The organism is Bradyrhizobium sp. 134 (genome assembly GCF_023074155.1).
Lineage (GTDB): Bacteria > Pseudomonadota > Alphaproteobacteria > Rhizobiales > Xanthobacteraceae > Bradyrhizobium.
In genome coordinates this window covers 486928-504250 of sequence record NZ_JADPKX010000045.1, presented here as the reverse complement: position 1 = coordinate 504250, position 17323 = coordinate 486928, and the positions used below count along the sequence as shown (strand labels likewise).

Annotated in this window: 15 protein-coding genes and 1 pseudogene; 10 read left to right on the top strand and 6 right to left on the bottom strand. The window is 57.3% G+C overall.

Annotated elements, in window-relative coordinates; genetic code table 11:
* Window positions 1-16: 16 nt before the first annotated feature.
* The 3 genes from IVA75_RS17350 (at window position 17) to IVA75_RS17340 (ending at window position 1623) form a co-directional block, all read left to right on the top strand.
* On the top strand, window positions 17-529 hold the full coding sequence (locus IVA75_RS17350; RefSeq protein WP_247289121.1) for a hypothetical protein: 513 nt from the start codon (window positions 17-19) through the stop codon (window positions 527-529).
* A gap of 253 nt (window positions 530-782) precedes the next feature.
* A complete protein-coding gene (locus tag IVA75_RS17345; protein WP_247289124.1) occupies window positions 783-935 on the top strand; it encodes a hypothetical protein in 153 nt (50 codons plus the stop codon).
* Between the two features lie 184 nt (window positions 936-1119).
* Window positions 1120-1623, top strand: a complete 504-nt coding sequence (locus tag IVA75_RS17340; RefSeq protein WP_247289125.1) for a hypothetical protein — start codon at window positions 1120-1122, stop codon at window positions 1621-1623.
* 811 nt (window positions 1624-2434) lie between these two features.
* Here the strand turns inward: IVA75_RS17340 and IVA75_RS17335 are convergent.
* Window positions 2435-2623, bottom strand: a complete 189-nt coding sequence (locus IVA75_RS17335; RefSeq protein ID WP_247289126.1) for a hypothetical protein — start codon at window positions 2621-2623, stop codon at window positions 2435-2437.
* A gap of 625 nt (window positions 2624-3248) precedes the next feature.
* Here IVA75_RS17335 and IVA75_RS17330 point away from each other — a divergent pair.
* A complete protein-coding gene (locus IVA75_RS17330) occupies window positions 3249-3647 on the top strand; it encodes a hypothetical protein (protein ID WP_247289127.1) in 399 nt (132 codons plus the stop codon).
* 482 nt (window positions 3648-4129) lie between these two features.
* On the opposite strand, the gene IVA75_RS17325 is transcribed toward IVA75_RS17330, so the two are convergent.
* From IVA75_RS17325 to IVA75_RS17310, 4 genes are all read right to left on the bottom strand, one after another.
* On the bottom strand, window positions 4130-4378 hold the full coding sequence (locus IVA75_RS17325; RefSeq protein ID WP_247289128.1) for a hypothetical protein: 249 nt from the start codon (window positions 4376-4378) through the stop codon (window positions 4130-4132).
* A gap of 9 nt (window positions 4379-4387) precedes the next feature.
* Window positions 4388-4678, bottom strand: coding sequence for a hypothetical protein (locus tag IVA75_RS17320; protein WP_247289129.1), 291 nt, complete (start codon window positions 4676-4678; stop codon window positions 4388-4390).
* Window positions 4675-4941, bottom strand: a complete 267-nt coding sequence (locus IVA75_RS17315; RefSeq protein ID WP_247289130.1) for a hypothetical protein — start codon at window positions 4939-4941, stop codon at window positions 4675-4677. The genes IVA75_RS17320 and IVA75_RS17315 overlap by 4 nt, the downstream gene beginning before the upstream one ends.
* A gap of 162 nt (window positions 4942-5103) precedes the next feature.
* Window positions 5104-5790, bottom strand: coding sequence for a type I restriction enzyme HsdR N-terminal domain-containing protein (locus tag IVA75_RS17310; protein ID WP_247289131.1), 687 nt, complete (start codon window positions 5788-5790; stop codon window positions 5104-5106).
* A 1983-nt stretch (window positions 5791-7773) separates the two neighbouring features.
* Here IVA75_RS17310 and IVA75_RS17305 point away from each other — a divergent pair.
* The 6 genes and pseudogenes from IVA75_RS17305 (at window position 7774) to IVA75_RS17280 (ending at window position 15783) form a co-directional block, all read left to right on the top strand.
* On the top strand, window positions 7774-7959 hold the full coding sequence (locus tag IVA75_RS17305; RefSeq protein ID WP_247289132.1) for a hypothetical protein: 186 nt from the start codon (window positions 7774-7776) through the stop codon (window positions 7957-7959).
* A 29-nt stretch (window positions 7960-7988) separates the two neighbouring features.
* Window positions 7989-8089: pseudogene (locus IVA75_RS17300) on the top strand (daunorubicin C-13 ketoreductase); the annotation flags it as partial.
* A 1494-nt stretch (window positions 8090-9583) separates the two neighbouring features.
* On the top strand, window positions 9584-11719 hold the full coding sequence (locus tag IVA75_RS17295; protein ID WP_247289133.1) for an alpha/beta hydrolase fold domain-containing protein: 2136 nt from the start codon (window positions 9584-9586) through the stop codon (window positions 11717-11719).
* Window positions 11720-11799: 80 nt separating this feature from the next.
* The gene (locus IVA75_RS17290) at window positions 11800-13014 is read left to right on the top strand and encodes an ABC transporter substrate-binding protein (RefSeq protein ID WP_247289134.1); all 1215 of its coding nucleotides are present in this window, start codon (window positions 11800-11802) and stop codon (window positions 13012-13014) included.
* A 140-nt stretch (window positions 13015-13154) separates the two neighbouring features.
* Window positions 13155-14849 carry a long-chain fatty acid--CoA ligase gene (locus IVA75_RS17285; protein ID WP_247289136.1) on the top strand — a complete coding sequence of 565 codons (1695 nt, stop codon included), beginning with the start codon at window positions 13155-13157 and terminating at the stop codon, window positions 14847-14849.
* A 229-nt stretch (window positions 14850-15078) separates the two neighbouring features.
* Window positions 15079-15783, top strand: coding sequence for a TetR/AcrR family transcriptional regulator (locus IVA75_RS17280; RefSeq protein ID WP_247289138.1), 705 nt, complete (start codon window positions 15079-15081; stop codon window positions 15781-15783).
* Window positions 15784-16133: 350 nt separating this feature from the next.
* Here IVA75_RS17280 and IVA75_RS17275 read toward each other — a convergent pair whose 3' ends face one another.
* Window positions 16134-17180: a tripartite tricarboxylate transporter substrate binding protein gene (locus IVA75_RS17275; RefSeq protein WP_249799447.1), complete on the bottom strand. Its 1047-nt coding sequence runs from the start codon at window positions 17178-17180 to the stop codon at window positions 16134-16136.
* Window positions 17181-17323: the final 143 nt, after the last annotated feature.

Below are 17323 nucleotides of genomic sequence, written 5' to 3'. Positions count from 1 at the left end.
GGCGAACGAGCTCAGTGTGCTGGTGGAACTTTATAGCCCCTCGATCTTTGCGTTAGGCGCCGAAGTGAACAGGCAAACGATGCTCCGCTGGCTTAGCTCAGATCATCAAAAGATCCGAAGCGATCGAAAGCAGCTTGAAGCGAGGGCTCGCCGCCTGCTGCATAGCTACCTGACGGCCAATGAGTGGCAAAAGCGCCAATACTATCAGGCAATCGCCGGCGCAGCTTCTGCATGTCAGCCTGGTATTGATGATCCGAGCCTAAGTAACGAGAAGCTTGCCGAATTAGCCGCTCAGGCGGCGACAAAAGTCGTCCAAGTACGTAATCGGATAGCCAAGGATGCGCACGATCATTCAGCTGTACTGATCACGGATGCATACGCAACCGTTGCAATCGCCTATCGACGAGCGGCTTCAGCCTACACTGCTGACAAGGAAATGGAGCAGCTGGGCACCGCCGCAGTACACCTGGTTACGATAGCGAATTCATTCATGAATGCTGAATCGGTGCCGTCACCGACAGAAATATGACTGCGGCTACGGCAAGCCGACGTCCCTCTTCGCTCTGGCGTATACCTTGCGCAAACCCTTTCTCCTAAGCTGGCCGTAAGGCATTGTTTGTACCGTCGTCACCAATAAGAAAAGGTGGGCGGCATGTCGATTGCATTTCGGATCGTTGTTCTCTTGTTTTGTGCTTACGCCGGTTGGGAAACCCCAAGCATTCAATTCGGCGAATTGCGAGAGCCTCAGCAGCAAGGGCGTTCTCCAACCGGATAAGTAAGGAATGAACAAAACAACCCTTCACCTTGAACGTCCGCAACCAAGCCAAGTCCGGCTTGCTGACCTCGCGCCGGCCACCGGTTATGCGATTCTCGTCGATGGTCGTTTCAAGACCGAATTTCTTGATCAGGACGCCGTGACTAAAGCGGCCCCTTGAATTGTCGGCCAAGTATCCGATGCTGAAGATCGAGATTTACGATGCAGCATCGAAGTCACGGACGTCCGCGAAATAGCCACTTCTGCGTCGCAACATGCGTAATAACCATGTCTTCCGTTTTAATCTACCTTTAGCCTTTTGCTAATAACCAGGTCGCAAGGTCGTCGCCAAACGGAGGCGGCCTGTGCCTTTGATGAAATACTTCGGATTCGTCGGCAGCGCTCTCGTCTTGTTGCTGATCGCAATCGGCTGGTGCCTGCCGCAGCAGGCGATGGGCCCGGGTAACAGTGACCTGGAGCGACCGGTCATCAGGATCAGCTCATCCGAGCGGGCACCTGAACGGGTCGTAATCGATACCAGCTTGCCGACCATTGTGGCTCCGACGAACATCAATCCTTCTATATCGATGACGTCGGTGCAATTTGCTCGGCCTCTGCAGAGCGCATTCTCCGAACTTGACGTAGCCCCGAAATCGGACACTCCGAAATCGGGCGTCGAGGTCTTGAAGCCGAAGCATGCTGCGAAAGGAGAAGCTGCGAAAAAAGTCTCTAGCCGTCGAGCAGCGAAACCGTTGAATATTAATCCCGTACCCGCAATGGGGACGCAAGTTGCGGCGCCTGATACGAGACTGTCGCTACTGGAAACGCTCAAGGAACGGCTGGGGCACACGTTTTTCAAGCTGAACTGATGACGGTGCCGACTATAGGACCTCGGGGAGCGCCATTCACCGCGGACGCGCCCCAGGCGTCGCCCCGCAGAGGCGAGGAACTCGGGCGTACGCCTTTCCCCGGGCTAAAATTCGAGCCACGGTCATGCGGCGACGCCACAGCGGTCTCGTCCATTGCAACCACAACCTTGTGGTTGAAGAGTGTTGCGTGATCTGTCCGGTGCCACCTGGGTGTATTGGCTTATTGATTTCGGAGTGCTGCCCTGATCGATTTGGCACTTGAGATCGGCAGTACGGTGAACCTCTTCGTCGTCTGCCCAGTAGGCCGCTATTCGGCCTGAGTGATAACCCAAGCACTGGGGCGTTCGAATGGGAGCTATTTTGTCTCAAAGAATGCAATTCTGGACCTCCTTTTCATCGATGCAGCCTTGGAGGAGAAGGGCCGAAGAGCCGAGGACCGCGAGGAGAGGGTAGAACAGGCCGCCGCGTTCGGATTGATTCTCCGTGGACTGACGCTGCCGGGACGCGCGGGAGAGCTCGCAACACTAAGGTGGCGCGACGTACAAGCCTTTAGGCTCGATGGAATTCCACTGCCCGCTGTCTCAGTGAAACTCTGGCCGTGAAGCCTGCCTGCAGCCACGCCATCGCCTGCGTGTGCCCAGCTTTGCGCGAACTCTCATTTCCCCACCAGGCACTGAATTTGTAAGCTGACGGCGGTAACGGCCTCCCAAGAATTCCCTCGATTTCCGAGAACGTGAGCCGAATAGTTTGCGCCCTTGTGCGCACCAGCTCCCTCAATAGCGGATCGTAAACGGACATGACGCTCGGCTCGTCACGTTGGTCTATCATCACCGCTCGCGGGGATGTTGAACCCCCGGGCGGCAAGTTCCAGCTCGAGTTCAGTGATCCGCTCGAAGATGCGAGCAGCAATCGCCTCGGAATCTTCAACGCTTAATGATTGCATGCCCCTTAAAGATAGCTCGTCCCTGAGAACCTTCGCCACAAGCAATTGAATTGCCATTGGATCAAATCCTAAAAAGACGATCCAACCGCAACCGAAGGGCGAGTGCAAGTGTTTAGGTGGTGCTGCCGTGCTTCGGCTAGTTGTCTCCGCTCGGAATGCTGAAGCTGCGCAGCTGCTCGCACAAGCCTTTCTGCCGCAGCCCTTAACAGCAAGCCCGTGTGCTCCATCGGGTGTCCTACCCTGCGTGATCTGTAGCCGCTTGGCCGTCTCGCTTTGCTTGAGCACGAGTCGTTAGCCTATCCAGCTTCGATTGCTCCTCGCTCAGACGTCTTTCGACATACTGCCGTTCGAAGTCCGTCAGAGTGGTTTGCAATAAGAGGTGATAGCGTTGAATATTGTTGCGATGTGCCCGACCAAATCGTCGTCAATCATCGTCGCCGCCTTTTCCGCTACCGAGACAACAAAAAATTCATCATCAAGCCGGATGGGCAGACGACCGGGCAACAGCAGGCCGGAGCATCTCCGCCGCTCTCTCCATGGTAGCGAGCTTTTCTTTCCCAATCTGTGAACTATTTCACACGGCCTTTGCGATCACACCTAGCTGGCAGCGGACACACTGCAGTGGTTTAATGGGCGTGGGTCGGCTTCATCCAACCCGATGACGGCGGTAGAGCCTAGCGCAGTGCAGCGCGCCGGTTCATCGGGCTTGGCTGAAGGCCAGAAGGTCTTTTATGAAGTCCAAGTCGTTCGAAAACGCCGGAAACAAGCTGCGAAGTCTATGCGTCTGACAAGCGCCAATGGCGTGGCGGTTCGATCACTGCATTTTCCGCCCGAGGTCTCTCAGCAGCGTGTGGAGAAAGTCGCTGGCATGGTCGTATTGTGCATTGCCGTTCGTGATTTGACGGACGTGTGGATCCATTACGCGGCCAACGGTTTCGGAGCCGAGCAACTCAGCTCTGTCCGACCACTGCTGCAGCAAAGCATCGGGTATATCGTCCGCAGATCCGAACATCCGCAAAAGGGAATGTTCGGCCTCGGGCTTGTGGTCGTGATGAGCCTTCGCCGCATAGAAAGCGAATAGTCCCCGGAAGGCATCACGGGAAACGGCAGGTTTTCCCATCGCAATGTCCCTGAAAAAATTACGTTCTCAATGGACGCAAGTTTGACGCCCCCGTTCGGGAAAAGCTAGAAAAAACTAAAACCCTGTGCTCAACCGTTTTCAAAGAATTTGCCGTTGGACGCTGAGTGCAATGCCAACCCGTCAATGATCTTGACCGATTTTGACGACGGCCTGGTTGAGCATTCGAGGGGCTCTCTGGCTCTTGCTGTTCCCCAGCCGCCCCATTGGCTGAAGCGTAGGCCGGCGGAGGGGCCATTTTGTACAAAGCCAGCGCAGAAGTTGCGCCGAACGGGCGGCTTGCACTAAGCTCATTCGATTAGATCCGAATTGTTTTTGTGGAGTAGCGTCATGTCGAGTACGATTGAGTTGTTTGGCGCTGGCGATCGGGACTTTCCTGCTTCGCTAGTCGCCACAGATGCGCGTTTCGGCCCCTCGATAGCTACCTAGATTGCGCCGATCTTCACGCAGAGTGCATGGGCGACCATGAATACCGGGAGCGCGATCAGGAACCAAACAATGGCGTCTGATTGGCGATCTGGCGCAAACTCCCGGTTCGCATCTGTCTCACGGGTATGAGGAACTACAGAAAAGACCTGGCTTGGTCGGGTGCGCTTGGCTGCGCGACGCAATAGCTGTTTGACGGCTGCTTCGCGCTTTAGCGTCGCAGTTGCGCGGGTTTCTTGATCAGACATCCGTTTCAGCTATCCATCTATCTTGACCAAATATACCGGGAGGCCAGCATCTGCCGATCGCGCCGCGGTCTGCTCTCGGTAAAGCTTCTTTTCGTCGGAATTGGACAGCCGCACGCGCAAGGTTGCGAGTTCGTCGCAAAGAGGGTTGCCACCCGAGCGAGCCGAACTGAGCTTGTCGCGGACTCTTTGGTCGGCACAGATGGTCTCAGCATCCGAATATTTGCGAGCTGAAAAAGCAAGGACTGGCTTTCGATCGACCTCGATTGTAAATACGGATAGTGAAAGCTTGTCGTCGATCATGCCTTTCCCTTGCCGCGGTCGACACGTTGCTCCCGGAACTCCGAAGGCCCTTTGATCAACCGGCGCTGCCGAGTGGCGTTTTCCTCGGCCGAAGCGGCAGGATCGCCAAGTCGATCGATGGTTTTTCCAACAAGCTCTTTGGCGCGCTCGGCGGAGACTTTTCCGGTGGACGTCATGGCCGAGTTTGATAGGGACTTACCCAGGCCGATCTCGGCCAGCCGCGGACTGCTTCTGAGCGAGATGCCGCGTTTGCGGTTGCTCATGCCTAGACGGGAATCGGCTAGGCCATCGTCGCGCCGAACTGGGGCAATCAATCGGGACAGGGTCGCCGCTCGCGGCAATTTTATCTTCCTATGGTGTTTTGGCACTCTCAGCCTTCTCCCGCTCCGCCGCCCTTTGGAGTTTTTTCACATAGGTAGCGGCGGCTAGCCCCTCTTCGCTGTCGACCAACTCGCGCTTAACAATTCATTTTCCAGTAGAGAAAACAAATACTCGGAAAACCTAACACCCGAGAGTCGACGAACCTCTTTTCGGTTGGCTTCCGCCATGTTCCCCGTCCGCAATACGGCAGCGACGGCATACTTGCCGCTGGTCTGCTTTTCATTCAGCGACTCAGTGAGAGAGTCCTTCGAGTAACCTTCCGCGCTCAAACTGCCAAAGCAGCATATGACGTCGTCGCTCTTGCAGTCGCAGGACAACACGTCGATCTCGAAGACGAGCGCCTTGTCGATCGGCTTGCCAAATTTCAGAGTGTACAGCCGCCACACCGCGCCGTTCGATAAGACAACCCAAGACACGCCCTCATTGGCGGCATAGTCTACAGCCTGTTTGACGTGAGAATCCTTGAGCTCAACGCCAATTGTTTTCGCCTCGATCAAGAAGCGCTTCTTATTGTCGACCGTGATGACGCGGTCAACGTAGGTACCGCGGATGGCATGCTCGCTGGAAACCTCTTTGTACTTATCGTAGCCTAAGGCGTTACAGAGGAAATCAGTGATGATCGTTACCGTATCTGCCTCGCCTATGTCGCGCTGCTTTGCTGTGGCGAGCACCTTCTGATATTTCTTTAGTTGTGGTGAAATTCTCGCAGCAACTTTTCCTGAAATTCCCATAATCGGCCTGCCCCAAGGAAAACAACCTCTGACCGATGATGATCCCGCGCCTCCGAAGCTTGCGCAAGGGGGATAGACGTCAGAGCCCAGTGCGGTGCGGCAGATTCAACTGCTTTGAGCCCGAGCGCGACCGGAGAGGGCTGCGCAGACCCATGGAAGCCTCAGCATGCGGGCATTCCACGCTTGGCAGGCGAGCCCGTCAGGGTCCTTCCGGGCGTCTCTGGCGCGCTCAGCGAGGATGCGGTGCGGAAAGTTTCCGCACCTATAGGTTCTCCCAGCAAAGGGGCAACTTGCCCCCCTTCGCGACAAGCAGTTCGGGCCTTACTCACAAGGTCGGCCGCTGATGGAGCACTGTTTTGGTTTGCAACAGTGCGGACGTACCTAGGCACTCGAGGCAGATGTATCGCCCCTCTCAGATCTCCATGAACTTAGGTCGCTCGGGAGCAGAACGGGTTCGCTCTCAACCTGTTTGTTTCGGGTAAACCCAAGGCCAATGAGTCCAGCCATTACCAACGCGGTGCCAGAAATCATCAACCAGTGTGGCAATTCCAACGCGAGCATCGCAGCCTCCCACTGAAAGGAGCGTGTTACGCAAAGCCTGCCGGAACGAATTACCTTCAACAGCGTCGATTATCGTCCGCAGAGCAGACCAAAGCAAGTTCGCCAAGGTCAGCGAAGGACAGAAATCAGCTTCTGGGGCTCGGCGACGTCGCTTGCGCGCGACCCGCGGTTGCGATTGGATGTGGCCCCTGGCGTATGAAGATCGCTGCGCCGATCGTGCGGAACGGTGGAGCGTGGCCGCAGGTACTGCAATTGCGGGCCTGCGGCCGTTTCCGCCCCAAGGGGAAAGGGAATGAGATGCGTACACTTATACTCGTAGGCGTCGCGTACACTTATACTTGTAGGCGTCGCCCTAGCGTCGCTTGCCGCAGCTAGGGCGGCCGATGAGAGTACGGTCGACAGAACAAAGAAAATGGATACCTGCAGCTACATGCTTGTGGACGGGCAGTCGGTCGATCTGCCGGTCGGCGCAAACGTTTGCGTCCGCTCACCCGCGCCATACACCAACGAATACGCGCTGCTCCACTGCTATCCACCACTACAAGAGGTCGATCTTGTAAAGCGTGGTGATTCCCGCTGCACTGAAAAGTACGAAGATCGCGAGCGGAAAAAGTAGTGGCCTAATTCGCATCTGGGCGTGGGCTTACACAGCAGTGATGGCATCCGCCGGACGGCGAAAGTGATCGCGCCCCGAGGCGCCCCGAAAGGGATGATGCTTCATTTTCCCTTCGCCGTCCTGGCCAGCCTATTCTTTTTGACCGGGCGGAATGGCGCCTGCGGCAGCGGCGGGCAGGGATGGCGGGGCGGTTTCAGCCGTGGGTGCGGCGCCTCTAAGTTCCGCGGCGTCCGTGCAGTCTCCTGCCCAAAGCTTCGTCCCTTTGACCGTTCCGACGAGCTTGCAACCCACCGGCGCTTGCGGCCTGAGCTGAACGGACGGGCGTTTGGCCGCCTTCGGTGGAGCAGTTTGAGCAAATGCGCCAGTCGTAAAGAGCAGCGCGATAAGTCCGATTAGCGGCTTCATCGTTTGTCTCCCCTTCGCCGAGCCTCCGTCTCAACCAACGCGCGGATGTTCCCGCAACGGAGACGAGCGCGCAAGGGGCAGATGAGCTGGTGAAAAAATGGTGTCCTGAATGTTGAACCCGGGCAGCCTATGCGAGCCGGATCCTCTTGTCCCACGTCTTCAAGCTCCCCGATGCCAGGCTGTATCCTAGGCAAAGAACCTGTCCGATCTTCGGTAAACGGGATGACGGCTACCCGCGACCGAGGAAGTGGAGTAGCGATGTGCCACCTGCGACGCCCTCCATCCGCTGGAGTCTCCGGGCGCGCGGTTGGATCGAAAGCTCGTTAAAGCCGCCCGATAAATAACTGCTCAACTTTGATCTGGGTCACGAGCGCCGCCGACGCGGGGCCGATGCTGCAGCAATGACCAGCATCATGTTTAGCTGTCCGACGACTGACCAAAACGTGCAGCAGTGGATCGAGGGCGATCTGAATGCAGCAAGTGATGCCTTTATGCTGGTGAGATGCCCGGCTTGCGGCAAGACCCATTTCATCAATCGGATGACGCATTGCCTTCTGGGCCAGGAAAACGAGCCCCAATCTGAGTAGCGCAATACCGCGTGCCGTGCAGATGGAACAGTGCCGACCAGACCAGGAGCATCGCGGACCAGGTCAACGGGATCGGTCGCATGGATGCGATTATTCACAACGCCGGGTCTACACCGAGGGAAGCCGCGGTGTCGCGCGAGCCGGTGTGGTTTCGACAGCCGCCGGACTATTGCTTCCCGCGTGCCAGCAAGATCCAAACTGGTGACGTGCCGTCCCAGCGCCGAAGCCGCCCGTAGAAACGCACCCGAACCCCGGCCACTTTCACCCGCTCGACCACGAGATGCAGTGCGATCACGTCGCCCTCTGCCACTCCACGCAATCGCGCTTGCGAGACCACACCGCCCCCGGGAAGCGAAACAGGTTGTGCTTCAGCCATCGGCCGCCCCGCTCGGATAGCGGTTGTAGGTCTACCTGTACGCCGTTCCGAGGCCGCAGGCCGACATCCGGCCGGCGGAGCAAATTCGCGATCCAACCCACTAAATTCGGCTATGCAACAAGCCCGTGGTCGTTATGGACGCAATTGGTTCGTCGGACGGACTGCTTGCTATCTTTCGGTGCTCCGGCGGCAGCACACGGTTGTGGAGATCGGCAGTGCGCGGCCCCAGATGGCGGCCTTCTGCCGAGGTTCACGCGCGCGGGTCTTCCTCTCTTCTAGTGAGGCGCCACCAGCTGCCATGCTGAATCCCACGACGCAAAGAGCTGCCAGGACGAAAGTGCTATGGCGATCTCTGCGCCGTGGTGGTCGCCTTTGGCCTCAATGGCGGACGAGCCTCGAGTGCATACCGATCAGCATTGTGTAGGCAAGCCGTCGCCAAATCAGGTTCATCAGGACTAGCATCTTGACGGAGCGGCAACCCCGCCGGTTCAAGCTGACGGTTTTTCTTGCCGTGACGTGCGTGCTCGATTTAAGCTCGGTTCATTGCCCGGTGCGCGGCCGGCCATTCTGCCTCAGTCGAAATGATAACCGGCGCACCGGCCACTGGCCTCGCCGCTATTCGCGATCATTATCTCGAACCGCCGCATGTTCGTGAGATCGTCAACAGAGCACCTTCGTCCAGCAGCATGGCCACACCTTGAATGCAGCATTCACCGTGTACCCGTCATGGCGTGCGCGGTCATCTGAGGCCAACGCCGTCGCGGCCATCAAGAAATTTCGCGAGGAACTCACCGCTAAGTTCGGTCTTGCAAACGCTCCGTTTGCGAGTCGCGACCTATGAGCGCGATTTCGGTGGTGTTCTCGGTCGGGTCACCAACCTCTCTCGTCATCGCATGAGACGTTGCCTCAAGCCTTTGCAGTTTGTGAACGCAGCGCGCCTCTGAGCGGGACTTGAGGGGGCAGATTGGCCTCGTGGCGGGTATCACCGCGATACCGGGGAAGATCCGTTGCGCCCCCGGATGGTAGGCGCTGTCTCCGATTGCCAGCATCACTGTATGGCGCGTGAACCTCTGATCCGCACGTTTTCTTAGCAAGAACAATTAGTTGGATCGACAGAGACGATATCGTGCGTCCGGATTGGTCAAACGGTGATTCAGCGGATCCCGCTTGACGCAGTTGCCGGACTGACGGTACTTACGAACATTCGTTAGTACCGATCAACGGCCAGCAGTTGGAGGGAGACGACCGATGCGGATGATTATCGTGGGAGCCGGAATCGCCGGCATGACTGCAGCCATTGCGCTTCATCAGAAGGGGCACGACGTCCTCGTCCTGGAGCAGGCGACAGCGCTCAAGGAGATCGGCGCCGGTATTCAGATTGCCGCCAATGCTACGCTGGTCCTCCGCGAGCTAGGCCTTGAAAAAGACGTTGCAAGCGTCAGCGTGATTCCGCAGTCGTACGAGATGCGGGATATCAGCACCGGTAAGCTGTTAAACTTGTCACCGCTTGGCGATCTCGGAACCAGGCATTGGGGCGCGCCGCTGTACAATATTCATCGCGCCGACCTTCTTGATCTATTAGCGAGCGCCGTTCCATCGGGAACATTGAGATTCGGTGCGCAAGTCGCTGGCTTTGAGCAAGACGACGACGGTGTGACCGTTCGCCTCGCTTCGGGCGAGCAAGTGCGCGGCGATATTCTGATCGGTGCGGACGGTATCCATTCCGTAATCCGAAAACAGTTGCGGGGCGCGGAGCCGACGCAGTTTTCGAACATCTTGATGTGGCGAGCGCTGATCCCGGCGGAAAAGTTGCGTGATGTTCATCTCGAAGAGAAGGGAAATTACTGGCTTGGGCCGGGGCGCACGCTGATCACCTACTGGGTGCGGCCGAACAATCTCTACAGCATTCTGGCCTCGGTACCCGCTGCGGAGGTCCAACGCGAATCTTGGACCGAAAGCGGCGACATTGAAGACCTGCGACGATCCTTTTCCGACATCGAGCCGAGGGCGCGGAAGATGATGGAGCAGATCGAATCTGGCTTTATCACGGGCATGTACTACCGCGATCCAATCGACCGCTGGACGTATGGGCGCGTGACGCTGATGGGGGATGCCGCGCATCCTATGGTGCCTTTCCTGGCGCAAGGTGCTGCGCAAGGCATCGAGGACGCCTGGACTATGGCGACGGTGCTGGAAAAGGCCTCGAAGAAAGACGTTCCAACTGCGCTTCAGGAATACGAGCAACGCCGCCGTCCACGGACAACGCGTGTGCAAGCAGGCGCTCGTGCGATGGTGAAACTCACCCACGAAACGGAGCCTGATCGCATTCGAGCAAGGAATGGACGCTGGAAGGGTATGCAGCACATCGATCCCATGACGGAGACAACATGGGGATTTGTCTGGGGATATGATGTGTTGAAGGCCGTCAAGCTGCCTGCCGGCGAAGTTTTGGGTTTGTCGGCCACCAAGGAAGGCAAGAGCCTGAAGCGGCCGGAGAGCCAGCGCGCGTTTTCTCTTTGGAAAAATGCGTTCTCGCCGGAGCAAGTTGCGCGTGGGCATGACGGGCTTCGAGAAGGATACGAGGAATTTCTGGCGAAGAATTTTCCCCTCAGTAAGGAGGTTGGGGTCGAGTCCCTTGAGTTGCATGGCGTCCCGTCGCTGCGTGTGCATGCGTTGAGGAAGCGCGCAAACGCGCCGACCGTTCTGCATTTTCATGGTGGGGGCTACGTGCTCGGTTCAGCGCGCGGATCGCTTGAATATGCGCATCGGCTCGCGGAAGCCGTCGGTGGTACGTCCATTGCCGTGGATTATCGGCTGGCGCCGGATCATCCGTACCCAGCTGCGATAGACGATGCGCTCGACGCATATCGCGGCCTTGTTAATAGCGGCGTTCCGGCGTCTTCCATCATCCTCAGCGGAGAATCGTCCGGCGGCGGACTCGCGCTTGCGTTGGCGCTGGCGCTGAAGACCGCAGGAACTCCGTTGCCGGCCGGCATCATCGGCGTGTGCCCCTTCGTCGATCTTACTTTGCGCGGACCGAGCGTATCCCAGTTCGCCGGAGATGATCCCGCCGCAAATCGCGACATGCTCACATATCTCGGCGCTTCCTATTTCCAGGGGCATGAGCCCACAGACCCTATGGTCTCTCCTCTTTACGGCGATCTCGCCGGGCTTCCGCCGCTGTTCCTGACCGCGAGCGAAGGAGAGGTGCTGCTGAGCGATACGACTCGCTTGATCGAGCGTGCACAGAAGGCCGGAGTCGATGTGACGTCGCGGATCGTGGATGATTCCGTGCATGTCTACACAATCTTTCCGTTCCTGCCGGAGACCGCCTCGACAATGAAGGCGATTGGGGAATGGATCGAAGGAAGTTTTAATCGATAAGCCTGGATGCGAAGTCAGGCTCGCTTCGGTGTGGCCTCACCTCGTTGAAAGACCAATCACGAAATGAGGAGGAGAATTCTATGGGGATTGCCAGGGGATTAATGCTCGCGTCCGCTCTCGGAGTGATGTTCACGGGAGGCCTGCAAGCGCAGCGACTGGGTATTTCAAACGACGTCGTGAAGATCGGCATCCTCGGCGATATGTCTGGTGTCTTTCAGGATCTCAGCGGGGCAAGCTCGGTAGTCGCGGCGCGCATGGCCATTGATGATTTCGTCAAGAATGAAGAACCTCCATTCAGGGTCGAACTGGTCGTATCCGATCATCAGAACAAGCCGGATATCGCGATGACCCGCGTTCGCGAGTGGTATGATGTCGACGGTGTCGATATGGTCACGGATTCGATCAATTCAGCAGTTGCTTTGGCGGTATCGGGACTTACGCGCGAAAAAAATCGCGTCCTGATGGTCACTGGTGCAGGAACCGTCAGTTTGATCAACGAGCAATGCTCGCCAAATACTGTGCTTTATACCTGGGACACGTACGGAATCTCCCGCGCTCTGGCCGGGTCCATCACGCGCTCAGGTAACAAGAACTGGTATTTCCTGTCCGTTGACTATGCGCTGGGTCAGGCGATCGAGAAGGATGCGACCAAAGCGATCATCGCTGCGGGTGGCAAGGTCATCGGGTCGCGGAAGCATTCGACCGGAACCTCTGATTTTTCGTCATTCGTGCTGAGCGCTCAAAGCTCGGGAGCGGATGTGATCGGATTGGCAAATGCGGGCGGCGATCTGATCAACGCGGTTAAGGCGGCGCGCGAGTTCGGGGTTTCCCAGACACTTGCCCCGATGGCCGCGACGCTGATGGATGTGCATGCGATCGGATTGGAAGCCGCGCAAGGCATGGTTCTGGTGGAGGGATTCTATTGGAATCGTAACGATGAGTCGCGGGCGTGGAGTCAGCGTTTCTTCAAGGAGCGCAATAGAATGCCGATCATGCTCCAGGCCGGCCTCTATTCCGCCATCACGACTTACCTGAAGGCGGTCAAGGAGACCGGGACAGACGAAGCGAAGACGGTGCTTAATCATATGAAGACAATGGCGATCAATGATGTTTTCGCTAAGGGAGGGCGGATTCGTGAGGACGGTCGCATGGTCTACGACATGTACGTCCTGGACGTGAAGAAACCCGCGGCATCCAACGGCGAATGGGACGATCTCAACGTTCGCGAAACAGTATCCGGGGCGGACGTCTATCAGCCGCTTTCCGAGTCAAATTGCCCGCTGGTGCACAAATGACCAGAGTTGGCGGCGTGGGCTGACCGGAAGGCTACGGATGTAGCTAAGAGGATTCTCGCCAACGATGCTGTGATAGCTACACCCCGGAAACCGCGCCGCTGTTGAGCGATAATTCTTCGTCTGGACTAAAGGTTGGCAAAATGCAGCGTGATAAGCGATCGTTAACGGCCTGGCCAAAGCGGCTGCCGGCTGCAGTTGAGCCTCCCGCCACCTCGTTGTGGGACAATCTGGCCGTCAATGCGCGCCGATATCCGGATCGGACAGCATTGGCTTTCCTGGGCGGTAACATCAGCTATCAGCAGCTGAAGCAGACCTCTGAGCGATTGGCTGGCCGTTTGCATGCGCTTGGCGTTCGGCGGGGAGACCGCGTCCTCGTGGTGATGCAGAACTGCCCTCAACTCGTGATCGCGCACTTTGCAATTGCTCGAGCAAACGCCGTTGTTGTGCCTGTCAATCCGATGAATCGAGCGGAAGAACTGCGTCACTACATCACGGATGCGCAAGCAAAGGTGGCGATTACGACAGCGGATTTGGCCGGGGAGCTAGCCGCTGCGAGCAATGGCATCGAATCCGGCAGTCATCTGGAGCATCTGATCCTCAGTCACTTCGCCGATGTGTTCAGTGAAGACGAGCAATTGGCGATACCGCAAGGGTGGCGGGACTGGCTAACGGCGCGGCATCCTTCGCCGAACCTCGCTCGCGGCAACGTCGTCCAATGGCGTGATGCAGTGCAGACAGATGACGCGCCCGGCGAACTGCTCATCAATTGCGATGACCTCGCGCTTCTTCCGTATACCAGCGGGACCACCGGTCTGCCGAAGGGGTGTATGCTGCCTCATTCGAACGTCATGCACAACGCCATAACGATGTCGTTCTGGACCAACGGCACGCCGGAAATGGTGAGTCTCGCGGTTTTGCCCTTGTTTCATATTACGGGCATCGTGTGCGTAATGCACGCTTCGATCTTCTCGGGGGGAACGATGGTCATCATGCCGCGGTGGGATCGCGAAGTGGCCGGCCAACTCATTTCGCAGTACGGTGTGAGCCACTGGACGTCGATTCCCACCATGATCATCGATTTGTTGGCCAGTCCCCGTCTAGATAGCTACGACCTATCCAGCCTCGTCTATATCGGGGGCGGCGGTGCGGCGATGCCTCAGACCATCGCCGAACGTCTGCTTGATCAATTTGGGCTGCAATTCGTTGAAGGGTATGGTCTCACCGAGTCATCAGCGGTTACGCTGATGAACCCGTGCGACACGCCAAAGCTGCAATGCCTGGGTATCCCCTTTATGAGCGTCGACGCGCGGATCATAGATCTCGATAGCGGGCTTGAGGTAGCCGACGGGGAGCAAGGCGAAATCGTCGTACATGGTCCGCAGATTTTTCGAGGGTACTGGAAGCGCGAAGACGCCACCAAAGAGGCGTTTATGACAATCGGCGGGAAGCGGTTTCTGCGTACGGGAGATATCGGATATAAGGACCAGGATGGCTATTTCTTCATCACGGATCGCCTCAAGCGCATGATCAACGCGTCGGGGTACAAGATATGGCCTGCCGAGATCGAGGCGCTCATGTTCCGACATCCGGGAGTTCAGGAAGTTTGCATCATCAGTTCAACGGACACTTACCGGGGCGAAACAGTGAAAGCCCTTGTCGTGCGCAAGCCGTCGCATGGGGATCTCACCGCGCAAAGCCTGATTGAATGGTGCCGCACCCAAGTCAGCGCGTACAAAGTTCCTCGGATTGTCGAGTTTGTAGTTGGGTTGCCAAAGAACGCCTCGGGTAAGGTGATGTGGCGCTTTCTGCAGGAAGCCGAATCCGCGAATAGATAATCGTCTCTAACAGTTAGCCCGGAGATGATCACCGGGGTTGAATTATGTACTTCTGAATCGTCGTTGCAGGTGCGGCGCGTCTAGGCTGTATCTACTATCCGTCTGGAGGATCGATGCGCTTGGCAGTTCGGCATGGTTCGGCCAACTCTTTTGCTGAGGTCGATTGGTCGTGTGGAGCAAGACGTAGATGAGCCGGACAGTAATGAAGCGGACTCGAACAGGAGCGCTAGTGCCAACTGACGGAGCAGCCCTCAGTTATCTTGGCGAGGCAATCGACGAGGCAGCCATTGTTCAGCTGCCGGAATCTTCTGCTGGCCGGGCACGTATTCGCATTCTCCTGGCCGCCATAGCGTTGTTTGCTGAACGAGGTTACGAGACCTGCAGTATGCGCACAATTGCCAGCGCTGTCGATCTGCGTGCGCCGACGCTTTACAATTACTACCCTTCAAAGGAGGCTTTGCTCGTAGCAGCGATTGATTTCGGTATCGATAATTTCTTCTCGTGCGTCCTCAAAGATATCGATCAAATAGGGCGAGGCCAACGCTTGTTCGAAATCGCTCGGCGTCATGTGGGTTATAAGTTACGTCATCAGGTGATCGCTCGGGCCAATGATCGGCTCATTGATCCTCAATTTGGGAAGCTGTTTCTTTCCGAAGATGACCGAAAACACTTTGGTAGGCGTCTCCACGATTACAGATACAGGATACACGGTCTGGTTACGGACTTCGTCGGTGAAAACGATCCAGTCGATCCAATGTTCGTCACGCTTTCCATTATGAACCAATGGGATCGTTCGGCCTATTGGTACAACCCTGAGGGAAGGATATCACATGCGGAAACGCTGGAGCAGATATTGATATTGACACGCCGTCTTTTGGATGTAGATGTCGATGGACAAAGCAAGGGCCTCCCTAAATCCAAGCGCCAACGTTGACCCCGATCAACGGGAATAGATTGATGCGCTTTTCACTCACGAATAAAACAGCTATTCGCGAGAACGCAGGCTGCTGATGAAGCGCGCGGCCTAGTGCCGAATAATTGTCCTGCGCGGATAGCTTAGTTGAGATCAGCATGGTTGGAAGCTCCGCCGGAGGAATTCCTGCAGAGCCACCGATCACTTGTTGTTAGATAACCCAGAGATACCAATCTCATGGATGTTCGGCAGATCACTTAGTTCATGCTCGTTCATGAAGAGAAAAGCGTCAGCAGGGCGGCACCAAGGCAAAGGTCGCTCAGCCGGCGGTGGGTAGCGCCGCCGCCCCAGGCCGCTTTCAACTCCCGCGTTCACATTGGTTCAATTCCGATCTTTCTGATGATCGCGGCCCATTTGGCACTTTCCGACGCCATGAAGTTTCTGAGTTCTTCCGGGCCGAGGACAAGCGGTTCGGCGCCTTGCTCGACGAAGAGGGTGCGCACCTTGGGATCATTCATGGCGTCCACCACAGCGGCATAAAGCTTGTCGATCACGGCCTTGTTAGTGTTGGCCGGCGCGAGCAGGGCAAGCCAGGCAGAGCTTTCGTAGTCCGGAAGGCCTGCCTCGGCAGCCGTCGGGATGCCGGGTAGCGCAGTCATGCGCTTGCTGCTGGCGACCGCGAGTGCCCGCGCATCGCCGTTCCTGATCAGGCCGATCACGTTGGGCAGAAGCTGGAATCCGAGCGGCACCTGGCCGGAGAGGAAGTCCGGCGTGTAGTTGGAAATGTTGCGATAGGAGACGTGTGTGAGTTCGGTGCCGGTGAGTTGCTCGAAATAGGCGCCGGCCAGATGCTGTGACGAACCGACCCCGACCGTGCCATAGTTCAGTTCCTTGGGATGTGTCTTTGCGTATTCGATCAATTCGCGAAGCGATTTCGGCGGAAGTTTCGAATTGATGACCACGACGTTCGGCAGGACGGCGAACAGGCCAATCGGCGCGAGATCCTTCAGTGGATCGTAGCCGAGGTCCCTGAACAACGACTTATTCGCGGCCAGAGGCCCGGAGGTGCTCATCAACAGCGTATAGCCGTCCGGTGCGGCATGCGCGGCTGCCGCAGTGCCGATATTTCCGCCGGCGCCGGGGCGATTGTCGACCACGAAAGTCCGCCCCAGCGACGTGGCCATCCTGTTGAGCAGGATACGCGTGATCACGTCGCTGGCGCTGCCTCCGGCAAAAGGCACGTACACCTGGATCGGTCGACTGGGATAATCGGTGGGTTGCGCTTCGGCAGAGGGCGCCCCCGCGACGGCAAGGATCACAGCCGCGCATATGGACAGGAGCGATCTCCGGGCGCTCCTGAAGCCTTCTGCATGCCGCGCCGTACACCTTGTAGTCCTGCTGCAACCAAGCCTTCCCATGTTCGGACTCCATCTTTCGACTGCCTTCTTGAATTGGCAGTCTGTTCGAATTCGCCCAGATATCCGGGAGCTAGGATGGCGCGAGGCACCGCGGCCGCGGCCTTGACGTTCGCCTGGAAAACTTGTCCCGCCACGAATTCTGC